Annotated in this window: 2 protein-coding genes and 1 pseudogene; 1 reads left to right on the top strand and 2 read right to left on the bottom strand. The window is 74.4% G+C overall.

All coding sequences use genetic code 11. The features are described from left to right. Window positions 1-164 precede the first annotated feature (164 nt). Window positions 165-1,355 (top strand): cytochrome P450, encoded by a 1,191-nt coding sequence (locus tag ACJ6WD_RS14015; protein ID WP_233659260.1) that lies wholly within the window; start codon window positions 165-167, stop codon window positions 1,353-1,355. 425 nt (window positions 1,356-1,780) lie between these two features. Here ACJ6WD_RS14015 and ACJ6WD_RS14010 read toward each other — a convergent pair. Together ACJ6WD_RS14010 and ACJ6WD_RS14005 are read right to left on the bottom strand one after the other, a co-directional pair. Further along, window positions 1,781-8,428, bottom strand: a pseudogene (locus ACJ6WD_RS14010) (SDR family NAD(P)-dependent oxidoreductase); the annotation flags it as partial. Window positions 8,429-8,483: 55 nt separating this feature from the next. Further along, window positions 8,484-13,820 carry an SDR family NAD(P)-dependent oxidoreductase gene (locus ACJ6WD_RS14005; RefSeq protein ID WP_407615873.1) on the bottom strand — a complete coding sequence of 1,779 codons (5,337 nt, stop codon included), beginning with the start codon at window positions 13,818-13,820 and terminating at the stop codon, window positions 8,484-8,486. Window positions 13,821-13,853 lie beyond the last annotated feature (33 nt).

Below are 13,853 nucleotides of genomic sequence, written 5' to 3'. Positions count from 1 at the left end.
GGCGTACTGCGGGTTTCCGTAGTCTCGCCGGCGCGACGGCAGATCCACGCCACGGCGGCCAAATAGCGCTAAGAGATTCCGGGTTGCCTGGCCACTAGCGTCGCGCTTTCGCGCGTACACGCACCGTGCGCGGAGCTCCACCGCACTTGTGAAAGGGATCCTTCATGACCTCCCCCCACCGTGATCTGCCGTCCCTCGACCTCGAAACGCCCGCCCTACTGCGCGTCAGCCCGCTCCTGCGGGACCTCCAGGAACGGGGGCCGGTCTGTCTGGTGCGCACCCCCGCCGGGGACGAGGGCTGGCTGGTGACCCGCCACTCCGTGCTCAAGCAGCTGCTGAACGACGAACGCATCGGCCATTCGCATCCGGACCCGGCGAACGCGGCGCAGTACGTGCGCAACCCGTTCCTGGACCTGATGATCGCCGACACCGACGCCGAGACCGCCCGTCGCACGCACACCGAGTCCCGCCGGCTCCTGGCCCCGATGTTCTCCGCCCGGCGGGTGCGCGAGATGGAGCCGCGGGTAGCGGCGGTCGTGGACGCCGTGCTGGACGACTTCACCGCCCAGGAGCCGCCCGGCGACCTGCACGGCGGCGTGTCCGTGCCGGTGGCGAGGACGGTGCTCTGCGACATCATCGGCGTGCCGCCGCAGAACCGCGAACACCTCACGGCGCTGCTGTCCCAGACGGCCGTGCTCGGGGACCGCGAGGGGGTGCAGCGCACGCAGCGCGACCTGTACGCCTTCGTCGGGGGGTTGGTCGAGCACAAGCGGGCCGAACCGGGCCAGGACATCATCACCCGCCTGGCCGAGGGCGGGCTGTCCGACGAGCGCGTGACGCACCTGGCCGTGGGCCTGCTGTTCGCCGGGCTGGACAGCGTCGTGACCATCATGGACCACGGCGTGGTGCTGCTGGCGACCCACCCCGAGCAGCGGGCGGCGGCACTGGCGGACCCGGACGTGATGACGCACGCCGTCGAGGAGGTGCTGCGGGCCGCGAAGGCCGGCGGGTCGATCCTGCCGCGCTACGCCACCGAGGACCTGACGGTCGGCGGAGAGACGATCCGGGCCGGGGACCTGGTCCTGTTCGACTTCAGCCTCCCCAACTTCGACGAGCGGGCCTTCGACGAGCCGGAGCGGTTCGACGTCACCCGGAGTCCCAACCCGCATCTGACCTTCGCGCACGGGATGTGGCACTGCATCGGCGCACCCCTGGCGCGGATCGAGCTGAACACGGTCTTCACCCAGTTGTTCACGCGCCTGCCCGACCTGCGACTGGCGCTGCCGGCGGGCGAACTGGCGGAGAACGAAGGCCGGTTGTCCGGCGGGCTCAGTGAGCTGCCGGTGACCTGGTAGTCGGCGCGACGCAACGGCGGGCGGCCCGGTGGGCCGCCCGCCGTTGCCGTGTCACGGCGCCGCCGTCACTCGCCGAAGGTCGCCGCGAGCCAGTCGTCCGCGATCTGGGAGGCCGCGGAGGCGTCGGACCGGACGATGGACAGGTGGTCCGCGTCGAGCTTGACGATCTCGGCCGACGGGATCATCTCGCTCAGCCCTTCGCCGCCGGCCGCGATGCCCGGGTACAGCCGGGTCGCCTGGATGCTGAGCACGGGGGTGTTCATCTGGGGCACGTCGATGCTGTTCAGCAGGTGCATCCACCGCCCCATCGCGGACAGGTTGGCGTTCAGGATCCGGACCTGGGTCGCCTCCGATGCCAGGAAGTTCGCCTTCAGCAGGCCGCCGTAGTCGATGTCCTCGTTCTCCTCGTGCCGGATGCTGAGGGTGTCCAGCAGCACCAGTCCCGCGGGCTTGATGCCCCAGGTGCTCTCCAGCACGCCCGCGGCCGCGTAGGAGAACGCGCCGGCGGAGGAGTGTCCGACCAGGATGAAGGGTTCGCCGTCGCTGGCGCGCAGCGCGCTCTCCGCGATCGTCCGGGCGGCGCACTCGGCAGTGGCCGGCTGCGGGTCCCCCGGGGCGAAGCCGACCAGCGGCAGGGCACTGACGTTCCGTCGGCCGCGGAAGCGGGCGGCGAACCTGGCGTACTCGTGGACGCCGCCGTTGGCGGTGGGCGTGCTGATGCAGATCAGCCGCGGTGACGCCGGGCCCTCGGCGAGCGTGGTCGGCAGCGGCAGGTCCTCCAGCTCGGCGGTGTTCTCGTAGGACGGGCCGACGCCGCCCATCGCCGACACCAGGCGTCGCGCCTCGCTGATCCGGTCCTCCCTGATGGAGGTGAGGAAGTGCCGCACCAGCCAGTCGTCCTGGTCGGCGCTGCCCGAGCGGGCTCCCCCGGCACCGGCGGGCGCGGCGACCCCGCCCGGCCGCGCGACGAGTTCGCCGTCCAGCCAGGTGGCGAGCTTCTCGGTGGTCCTGTTCTCGAAGACCACGGTCGCCGGCAGTTGCAGACCGGTGGCCGCGGCGAGCCGGTTGCGCAGTTCGACGGAGGTCAGCGAGTCGAAGCCCAGCTCCAGGAACTCCCGCTGGGTCTCGATGCCCTGCGGCGAGGCGTGCCCGAGCACGGCGGCCGCCTCGGTCCGCACCAGGTCGACCAGGACGTCCATCCGCTCGTCCTCGGCCAGGTCCGCGAGCCGCCCGGCGAGGTCGCCCGCCGAGTCGGCGGCGGGCTTGCCGGCGGCGCGCCGGCGGGTGGTGACCAGTCCGCGCAGGACGGGCGGCACGGGGCCGTCGATGCGCAGCGGGCCGGCGGTCCGGCCCAGTGCGACGAGGTGGGCCGCGTCGCACACCCCGGCCGCGTCGAACAGCGCCATGCCCTGCTCGACGGTGAGCGGCTTGGCTCCGTACGCGGCGATCCGCTGGAGGTCGGCGTCGGTCAGGTCGGCGGTCATGCCGCTGCCCTGGGCCCAGGCACCCCAGGCGAGGGACTGCGCGGGCAGGCCGTTGGCCGTGCGGAGCCGGGCGAGCGCGTCGAGGAAGACGTTGCCCGCGGCGTAGTTGCCCTGGCCGGGGGCGCCGGTCACGCCCGCGATCGAGGAGTAGAGCACGAACGCGGCCAGGTCGAGGTCCTTGGTGACCTCGTGCAGGTGCCAGGCGGCGTCCACCTTCGGGCGCAGCACGGCCGCCAACCGCTGGGGCGTCAGCGAGGTCACCACGCCGTCGTCGAGGACACCGGCGGTGTGGATCACGGCGGTCAGCGGGTGTGCGGCGGGCACCGCCGCCACGGCGGCGGCGAGCTGCTCGCGGTCGGCCACGTCGCAGGCGCGGACGTCGATCTCGGCGCCGTGGGCGGCCAGTTCGTCGCGCAGGGCGTCCGCGCCGGGGGCGTCGGGGCCGCTGCGGCTGAGCAGCAGCAGGTGGCGCACGCCCCGCCCGGTCACCAGGTGGCGGGCCAGCTCGCGGCCCAGGCCGCCGGTGCCGCCGGTGATCAGGACGGTGCCTTCCGGGTCCCAGGCGCGCGGCATGGTCAGCACGGCCTTGCCGGGGTGCTCGCCACGGTGCACCGCGTCGAACGCCGCGGCGCTCCGTCGGACGTCCCGGACGGTGACGGGCAGCGGGTGCAGCACGCCCTGGTCGAACAGCGCCAGCAGTTCCTCGAACGTCTCCTGGACCCGCTCCGGGCCCGCCGCGGCGAGGTCGACGGTGCGGTGGCGCACGGCGGCGTCCGGGCCGGGCTCGGGGGCGTCGCCGCCGAGGTGCAGGAAGTGGCCGTCGGGCGCGGTCAACCGCAGGGCGGCGGCCGCGGGTTCGCCCGTCTGGGCGGTCAGCACCACGTCCACGCCGCGGTCTGCGGTGGCCGCCCGGAAGCGCTGCTCGACGTCGGTGGTCAGGGCGGGGGCGATGCGGTCGGGCGCCACGCCCAGTTCCCGCAGGGGCGCGCCCTGGCCCTCGTCGGCGGTGGCGAACACCTCGGCGCCGAGGTGCCGGGCCAGTTGGACCGCCGCCAGGCCGATGCCGTCGGCGTCCACGTGCACCAGGACCGACTGGCCCGGCCGCAGCCCGGCGAGGTCCTTCAGTGCGTGGTGGGCGGTCAGGAAGGCCAGCGGTACGGAAGCGGCCTGCTCGGGTGTCCAGCCGTCGGGAATGCGGGTCAGCAGCCGCCCGTCGGCGACGGCCACCGGCCCGAAGGCGCCGGGCACCAGGCCCATCACCCGGTCCCCGGGGCGCAGCCGGTCCGCTCCGGGTCCGGTCTCGGTCACCACGCCGGCGGCCTCGACGCCCAGCGGGGCGGTGGCGTCCCGGTGCGCGCCCAGGGCGTTGTCCACGTCCCGGACGTTGACACCGGCGGCCTGGACCTGGATGCGGAGCTGTCCGTCGGTGAGCGGTTCCAGTGCCTGCGGGTGCGGCGCGAGCACCAGGTTGGCGAGGCTGCCGCGGGCCGCGCTGTCCAGCCGCCACGGCCCGGCGGGCGGCAGCAGTCCCGCGTCGCTGCCCAGGAGCGCCAGCCGTCCCACCTTGATGACTCCGTCGCGGAGCACGAACTGGGCGTCCTCGGTGGCCAGCAGGCCCGGGAGTTCCGCGAGCAGCGTGCCGAGGTCCCCGTCGGTGTCGTCGAGGTCCAGCAGCGCGATGCGCCCCGGGTTCTCGGTCTGCGCCGAGCGGACCAGGCCCCACACCGCGGCCGCGGCCACGTCCCGCACGGGCTCGCCCTCGGCAGTGGAGACGGCGCCCTGCGTGAGGAACACCAGGCGTGCGGAGCCGGACGCCCGCTCCTCCCACTCGTGGAGCAGACCCAGCACCTTGGCGGTCAGCGCGTGCGCGGCGGCGGGCACGTCCTCGCCCGTCCCGGACACCGGGACGATCACGAGGTCCTCGTCGCCGGTCAGTTCCGCCAGGGAGGCGACGGAGGCACCCACTCCGATGTCGTCGGCGCCCAGGGCCACGCTGCGGACGGCGGCGGGCTGCACCTCGGGGGCGGCCACCCAGTCCAACGACAGCAGCGCGTCGTGCTCCGGGCTGCGCCGGGTGGCCACCGGGGCCGCCGCGCCGGCCAGTTGACCGCGCAGTACCAGTGCCTCGGCGGACAGGACGGGGGCGCCCTCGACGTCGACGGCCGCGATGGACACCGCGTCGTCAGCGGTCTTCACCACGTGGGCGCGCAGCACGGAGGCGCCGCCGGCGTGCAGCGAGACGCCCTGCCAGACGAACGGCAGGAGCTGGTCGTCGTCGGCGCCGACACCGGCCATCCGGTGGGTCTGCAACACCGCGTCCAGCAGGGCCGGGTGGAGGCCGTAGGACGCGGCGTCGTCCGCGACCTGGGGCGGCAGTGCGACCTCGACGAACGCCTCGTCGGCGCGGCGCCACACCGCGCGCAGGCCCTGGAAGGCCGGGCCGTACCCGGTGCCGTCGTAGAAGCCTTCCAGGTCGACGGCGACCGCGTCGCGGGGCGGCCAGACCGGGGCACCGAAGTCGGCGATGCGCTCGGTGGTGGTCAGCGTGCCGTTGGCGTGCTGGATCCACGGCTGGTCGGGCGCGTCGGCGGAGCGCGAGTGGACGGAGATCGTCCGGGTGCCCCGTTCGTCGGGGGCGCCGATCAGCACCTGGACCTGGGCGGCACTCTCCTCCGTCAGCACCAACGGGGCGAGCAGGACGAACTCCTCGACCCGGCCGCAGCCGACCTGGTCTCCGGCGCGCAGGGCCAGCTCCAGGAATCCGGCACCCGGGAAGAGGACGTGGTCGCCGATGGCGTGGTCGATCAGCCACGGGTGGGTCCCGAGCGAGAACCGGCCGGTGAACAAGGCCTCGTCGGAGTCCGCGAGGGTGAGTGTCGCGCCCAGCAGGGGGTGGTGCGCCGGGAGCAGCCCGACGCCGGTCACGTCCCCGGCCGAGACGGCGGGCCGGGGCCAGTACCGCTCGTGCTGGAAGGGGTAGGTGGGCAGGTCCACGCGGCGGGCGCCGGTCCCGGCGAACCACTCGGCCCAGTCCACCGGCACGCCCGTGACGTGCAGCCGGGCCAGGGCGGTGAGCAGGGCGGTCTCCTCGGGACGGTCCTTGCGCAGCGCCGGGACGACGGCCGCCTCCCCGTCCAGGGTGTGCTGGGCCATCGCCGACAGCACGCCGTCCGGCCCCAACTCCAGGAACACCGAGGCGCCTTCGGATTCCAACGCCCGCACGCCGTCGGCGAAGCGCACCGTCTCCCGCACGTGCCGCACCCAGTAGTCCGGCGAGCACAACAATTCCGCGGCGGCGACCTCACCCGTCACGTTCGACACGACGGGGATCCGCGGAGCCTCGTACGACAGCCCCTGCACCACCCGCCGGAACTCCTCCAACATCGGCTCCATCAGGGGCGAGTGGAAGGCGTGGCTGACCTGGAGCCGCTGCGTCTTGCGGCCTTCGTCCTTCAACTCCGCCGATATGCGGAGCACTTCGGCTTCGTCACCGGCGAGGACGACCGCCTCGGGGCCGTTGACCGCCGCGATCGACACCCCGTCCACCAGCCGCGGCCGCACCACCTCCTCGGACGCCTGGACGGCCACCATCGCACCGCCGCTCGGCAACGCCTGCATCAACCGCGCCCGCGCCGCCACCAGCGCACAGGCATCCTCCAACGACAGCACCCCGGCCACGTGCGCCGCCGTGATCTCGCCGATCGAATGCCCGGCGACGAAGTCCGGCCGCACGCCGAGCGACTCCGCCAACCGGAACAGCGCCACCTCGACGGCGAACAACGCCGGCTGGGTGAACCCCGTCTCGTCCAGGCCGTCGGCCTCGCCGAACATCACCTCCCGCAGCCCCTGGTCGAAGTGCGCCAACACCTCGTCCAGGGCCGCCGCGAACACCGGGAACCTGGCGGCCAACTCCTTCCCCATGCCGGCGCGTTGCGCGCCCTGCCCGGAGAACAGCACCGCCACCTTGCCGTCGACGTCCTGGGCGAGGCCGCGCGCGACCTCGACGGTCCCGTCGTCCCCGGCCAGCAGCACCGCGCGACGCTCCAGGTGGGCGCGGGAGGTGGCCAGCGAGTAGCCCAGGTCGACGGGGGCGGGGTCGGTCAGCGCGGTGACCTGCGCCAGCTGCGCGGCCAGTGCCTCCTCGGTGCGCGCGGAGACCGGCCACGGCACGGTCGACGGCGCAACGGCCGGCGCCGCGGGCACCGCCTCGCCGTCCTCCTCGCCGCCCTCCCCGGCGACCGGCGCCTGCTCGATGATGACGTGGGCGTTGGTGCCGCTGATCCCGAACGACGACACGCCCGCCCGCCACGGCCGGCCGGCCTTGGGCCATTCCTGAGACTCCGTCAGCAGTCGTACCGCGCCGGAGGACCAGTCGACGTGCGACGACGGTGCGTCCACGTGCAGGGTCGGCGGCAGCACCCCGTGCCGCATCGCCAGGACCACCTTCAGGATGCCCGCCACGCCGGCGGCCGCCTGCGTGTGGCCGAGGTTGGACTTCACCGAGCCCAGCAGCAGCGGGCGTTCGGGGTCACGGCCCTGGCCGTAGGTCGCCAGCAGTGCCTGGGCCTCGATCGGATCGCCGAGGGTGGTGCCGGTGCCGTGTGCCTCGACGGCGTCCACGTCATCCGTCGACAGTCCGGCGTTGGCCAGTGCCTGCTGGATCACCCGCTGTTGTGAGGGGCCGTTGGGCGCCGTCAGACCGTTGGAGGCGCCGTCCTGGTTCACGGCCGAGCCGCGCACGACGGCGAGGACCTCGTGCCCTTGCCGGCGGGCGTCGGACAGGCGCTCCAGTACCAGCAGGCCCACGCCTTCGGACCAGCCGGTCCCGTCGGCCGCCTCGGCGAACGCCTTGCACCTGCCGTCCGCGGCCAGTCCGCCCTGCCGGCTGAATCCGGCGAAGCTCATCGGCGAGGACAGCACCGTCACGCCGCCGACGAGGGCGAGCCCGCACTCGCCGGAGCGCAGTGCGTGGGCCGCCAGGTGCAGGGAGACGAGCGAGGAGGAGCACGCCGTGTCGACGGTGACCGCCGGGCCCTCCAGGCCGAAGGTGTAGGACAGCCGCCCGGACAGGACGCTGCCCGCCAGGCCGGTGCTGGCGTGCCCTTCGACGTCCTCGCGGGAGTTCAGCACGACGTTGGTGTAGTCGACGCCGTTCGTGCCGACGAAGACACCGGTGTCGGTGCCGCGCAGCGAGACCGGGTCGATGCCGGCGCGCTCCAGGGCTTCCCAGGAGGTCTCCAACAGGATGCGCTGCTGGGGGTCCATGGCCATGGCCTCGCGGGGCGAGATGCCGAAGAAGCCGGCGTCGAACGCGGCGGCGTCCACGAAGCCGCCCTCGGCCGTCGTGCTGCTGCCGCTGCCCCCGCCGGTGAGCGAGCTCAGGTCCCAGCCGCGGTCGGCGGGGAACTCCGCGATGCCGTCGCGTCCCTCGCTGAGCAACTGCCAGAGGTCTTCCGGCGAGCGCACTCCGCCCGGCAGGCGGCAGGACATCCCGACGATGGCGAGGGGCTCCTGTTGGGCGGACTCGGCCTCCCGGAGCCGTTCGCGGGTCTGGTGCAGGTCGTTGGTGACCCACTTCAGGTAATCAACGAGCTCGTGGTCGTTCGGCATGACGAGGAACCTTCCGTGTGAATGGGGGCCGGGTTCAGCGGTCGCTGTGACGCCCGAGTTCGTTGTCGATGAAGGCGAGGATTTCCACCGCGCTGGCGGATTCGAGACGTTCGGCGACCCCGGAGCCGTTCTCCTGCGCCGCGGTCCCCCGCCAGGTGTCCAGGAGTTGCGACAGGCGGTTGGCGACGGCGGTCCGCGTGCGGGAGTCGGGCGCGCCGGCCGCGAGTGCGGCGTCGAGCCGATCGATCTCCGCGAGCAGGGCCGGGCCCGTCGCGGTCCGGGCTTCGTCCACGAGCTGCGCGACGAGGTGTGCGGAGAGGGCGAGGGGGGTGGGGTAGTCGAAGACGAGGGTGGCGGTCAGCCGCAGTCCGGTCGCGGTGGCCAGACGGTTGCGGAGCTCGACGGCGGTCAGCGAGTCGAAGCCCAGGTCGTGGAACTCCCGCCGGGCGTCCACCGCCTTCGCCGAGGGGTGCCCGAGCACGGCGGCGGCCTCCGTCCGTACGAGGTCGGTCAGCAGCCGGACCCGGTCCTCCGGCCGTGCCTGCGCCAGGTTCCGGGCGAGCTCGGCGGGGGCGTCGGCGCCGGGGGCGGAGCTCGCGGCGGTCCGCCGGGCGCCCTTGACCAGGCCCCGGAGCAGCGGCGGAACCGCGCCGCGGACCCGGGTTCCGGCGGCGACCGGACCGATCGGGACGAGGTGGGGTGCGTCCGTCGCGGTGGCGGCGTCGAACAGCGCCAGGCCCTGCTCCGCGGTGAGCGGCGGCACGCCGGTCGCCGCGATCCGCTGCATGTCCGCGTCGGACAGTGCCCCCGTCATGCCGCTCGCCTGTGCCCACGCGCCCCAGGCGAGGGACTGGGCGGGCAGGCCCCGGGCGGCGCGGTGCCTGGCCAGGGCGTCGAGGAAGACGTTGCCCGCGGCGTAGTTGGCCTGGCCGGCGCCGCCCATGACGCCGGAGATCGAGGAGAAGACGACGAACGCCCCGAGGTCCGTCTCCCGGGTGAGCTCGTGCAGGTGCCAGGCGGCGTCCACCTTCGGGCGCAGCACGCCCGACAGTCGCTCCGGGGTCAGCGCGGTGACCACGCCGTCGTCCAGCACACCGGCCGTGTGGATCACCGCGGCCAGCGGATGGGCGAGGGAGTCGAGCACCCGGCCGAGCGCGGCCCGGTCGGTGGTGTCACAGGCCGCGATCGTCACGTCGGCGCCGAGGGCCGTCAGTTCGGCGCGCAGCGCGGCGGCACCCGGTGCGCTCTCACCGCTGCGGCTCACCAGGACAAGGTGCTTGGTCCCGTGCTCGGCCACCAGGTGCCGGGCGAGGAGGCCGCCCAGGCCGCCCGTACCGCCGGTGATCAGCGTCGTGCCGTCCGGGTCCCAGGCGGGGAGGCGGGGGGTGGCGTCGTCGGGTGCGGGCAGCCGGGCGAGCCGGGCGAGGTGCACCGTGTCGTCGCGCACCAGGAACTGGGCGTCGCCGGCGGCCAGCAGGCCCGGCAGCGCGGCCGGGAGGTCCGCGTCCGGCGTGTCCACCAGGGAGAAGCGGTCCGGGTGCTCCGACTGCGCCGAGGCCACCAGGCCCCACACCGCCGCGGCGGCCAGGTCGTCGCCGGACACCGCGCCGTCGGTCACGAACACCAGCCGGGCGGCGTCGAACCGCTCGTCCGCCAGCCATGCCTGGATCAGTCCCAGCGCCCACGCGGTCCGTTCGTGGACGGTGCCCGGGACGTCGTCGCCGGTGCCCGGCACCGTGGCGACGACGAGTTCGGGCACGTCCTCCAGCGACGCCAGTCCGCCGGTGCCCAGCGTCACGCTGCGCACGTCGTCGGTGGCCGGTGTCGGGGCGGCCGGCACCCAGTCCAGTCGCAGCAGGGTGCCTTCTTCGGCGCCGCTGCCGGCCGCGCGCGGGAGCGGTTTCCTGGCTTCCAGGACCAGGGAGTCCACCGACAGGACGGGGGCTCCCGCGGCGTCGGCGACGGCGACGGCGTACGTGTCCGGGCCGGTCTGCGTGAGGCGTATGCGGACCTCCGACGCCCCGCTGGCGTGCAGTTCGGCGCCGTGCCAGGCAGAGGGGGCGAGGTCGCCGTCGGGTGCGGCCGCCTGCGTCACGGCTTCCAGCAGCGCCGGGTGCAGGCCGAAGTCCGCCGCGTCGGCGACCTCGTCGGGCAGCACGGCCTCGACGAAGGTCTCGTCGCCGTGGTGCCACAGGGCGCGGACGGTCGGGAACACCGGGCCGTGCTCGACGCCCTCGTCGTGGTCCGCGGGGTGCGTCGCCTCGGCTCCGGCCGGCGGCCAGGCGGAGGCGTCGAACGCCGCGGTGCCGTGCGCCGTCCCCCCGGCCGACGGTGCGGGCGTCAGCGTGCCGTGGGCGTGGTCCGTCCACGGCCGGTCGGGGGCGCCCGCGGGCTGCGAGGACACCCGGACCTCGCGCTCGCCGTTCACGTCGGGTGCGCCGAGCGACACTTGGAGCAGCACGGCGTCGTCGCCGGCCAGTACGAGCGGCTCGGTGAGCGTGAGCGTCTGCACGCGGTCGCAGCCGACCTGGTCGCCCGCGCGGACGGCGAGTTCGAGGAAGCCGGCGGCGGGCAGGACGCACGCGCCGTCCACCACGTGGTCCAGCAGCCAGGGGTGGGTGCGGGTGGACAGCCGGCCGGTGAGCAGCAGCCCGCCCGAGGCCCCCAGGGGCACCGCCGCGCCCAGCAGGGGGTGGTCGGCGGGGAGCAGACCGGCGCCGGTCACGTCCCCGGTCGACGCGGTCGGCGCGGGCCAGTAGCGCGCGCGTTGGAAGGGGTAGGTGGGCAGGTCCACGCGGCGCGCGCCGGTGCCGGCGAACCACGCCGCCCAGTCCACCGGCACGCCCGCGACGTGCAGCCGGGCCAGCGCGGTCAGCAGGGCCCGTTCCTCGGGGCGGTCCGCGCGCAGGGCGCTGACGCACAGCGCGGCCTCGTCCAGGGTGTGCTGCGCCATCGCCGTCAGCACCCCGTCCGGCCCCAACTCCAGGAACGCCGAGGCGCCTTCGTCCGCGAGGGTCCGCAGGCCGTCCGCGAAGCGGACCGTCTCCCGCACGTGCCGCACCCAGTAGTCGGGCGAGCACACCGATTCCCCGGTGACCAGGCGTCCGGTCACGTTGGACACGAGGGGGAGCCGCGGCGGCGAGAACGACAGTCCCTCGGCCACCCGCCGGAAGTCCGCCAGCATCGGCTCCATCAACGCCGAATGGAAGGCGTGGCTGACCGCGAGGCGTTGCGTCTTGCGGCCCTCTTTCTTCAACTCCCCGGATATGCGGAGCACTTCGGTTTCGTCACCGGCGAGGACGACCGCTTCGGGGCCGTTGACCGCCGCGATCGACACCCCGTCCACCAGCCGCGGCCGCACCACCTCCTCGGACGCCTGGACGGCCACCATCGCACCGCCGCTCGGCAACGCCTGCATCAACCGCGCCCGCGCCGCCACCAGCGCACAGGCATCCTCCAACGACAGCACCCCGGCCACGTGCGCCGCCGTGATCTCGCCGATCGAATGCCCGGCGACGAAGTCGGGTCGGATCCCCCAGGACTCCACCAGCCGGAACAGCGCCACCTCGACGGCGAACAACGCGGGCTGGGTGAAACCGGTCCCGTCCAGGCCGTCGGCGTCCCCGAACATCACCGGCCGCAGTTCCGGCAGTGCGCCTTCGAACTGCGCCAGCACCGCGTCCAGGGCCGTCGCGAACGTCGGGTACCGGTCGTACAACTCCCGGCCCATCCCTGCGCGTTGCGCGCCCTGCCCCGAGAAGAGCACGGCGAGCGGGCGGTCCGTCTCCGCCCGGCCCCGCGCCGCCTCGGTCAACGCGCCGTCGGGGCACGGCGCGAGCAGCACCGCGCGGTGCGCGAACGTCGAGCGCCCCAAAACGAGCGAGAAGCCCACGTCCAGCGGTGTCGCCGTGCCGCGGTCGGACCCGATCCGCTCGATCTGTGCCGCCAGTGCCTGCTCGGACTTGGCCGACACCAGCCACGGCACCTCGGCGGGCGCCCGGCCCGGTTCCGTGCGGGGCGCGTCGTCGGGGTCGGCGCGTTCGATGATGACGTGGGCGTTGGTGCCGCTGATCCCGAACGACGACACCCCGGCCCGCCACGGCCGGTCGACCCCGGGCCACCCCTGGGCCTCCGTCAGCAGCTCCACGGCACCGGCCGACCAGTCCACGTGCGACGACGGCTCGTCGACGTGCAGGGTCGGGGGCAGCACGCCGTGCTGCATCGCCAGGACCACCTTCATGACCCCGGCCACGCCCGCGGCCGCCTGCGTGTGGCCGAGGTTGGACTTCACCGATCCCAGCAGCAGCGGGCGCTCGGGGTCACGGCCCTGCCCGTACGTGGCCAGCAGCGCCTGGGCCTCGATCGGATCGCCCAGCGCGGTGCCGGTACCGTGCGCCTCGACCACGTCCACGTCGCCGGTCGACAGTCCGGCGCTGGCCAGGGCCTGCCGGATCACCCGCTGTTGGGCCGGGCCGCTGGGCGCGGTGAAGCCGTTGGAGGCGCCGTCCTGGTTGACGGCCGAGCCGCGCACGACGGCGAGGACGGGGTGCCCGTTGCGGCGGGCGTCGCTCAGGCGCTCCACGAGGAGCACCCCGGCGCCCTCCGACCAGCCGGTGCCGTCGGCGGCGTCGGCGAACGCCTTGCAGCGGCCGTCCGCCGCGAGGCCGCCCTGCCGGCTGAACTCCATCAGGGAACCGGGGGACGCCATCACGTTGACGCCGCCGACCAGGGCCAGCGTGCACTCGCCGGCCCGCAGCGCGTGGGCCGCCGAGTGCAGGGCCACCAGGGACGAGGAGCAGGCCGTGTCGACGGTCACCGCGGGGCCTTCCAGGCCCAGCGTGTACGACAGCCGGCCGGACGTGGCACTGGCGGCGATGCCGGTGCCGATGTCCCCGGTGGCGTCGGTCAGCGAACGGATGAGCAGGTGGGCGTAGTCCTGGCCGTTGGTGCCGATGAACACCCCGGTGCGGCTGCCGCGCAGGGCGGTGGGGGCGATGCCGGCGCGCTCGATGGCCTCCCACGAGGTTTCCAGCAGCAGCCGCTGTTGCGGGTCCATGGTGACGGCTTCGCGCGGGGAGATGCCGAAGAAGTCGGCGTCGAAGTCCCCCACGCCGTCGAGGAATCCTCCTTCCTGGCTGACGGCGTTGCCGCGTTCGTCGACGCCGGCGTCCCGCAGGGCGCCCAGGTCCCAGCCGCGGTCCGTGGGGAAGGCGCCGATCGCGTCCTTGCCCGCGGCCAGCAGTTCCCAGAGGTCGTCGGGCGAGTGCGCGCCACCGGGGTACCGGCAGGCCATCGCCACGATCGCGATCGGTTCGGTGGCCGCGGCGGCGAGCTTGTGGTTCTGCCGGCGCAGGTGCTCGGCCTCCTTCAACGAGGCGCGGAGGGCTGCGACGACGGTTTCACT

It is taken from the genome of Streptomyces sp. VTCC 41912 (assembly GCF_045799175.1).
GTDB classification, from domain to species: Bacteria; Actinomycetota; Actinomycetes; order Streptomycetales; family Streptomycetaceae; genus Streptomyces; species Streptomyces albulus_C.
Note: the sequence above shows the minus strand (reverse complement) of the source record. Positions and strands in the feature narration are given on the sequence as shown.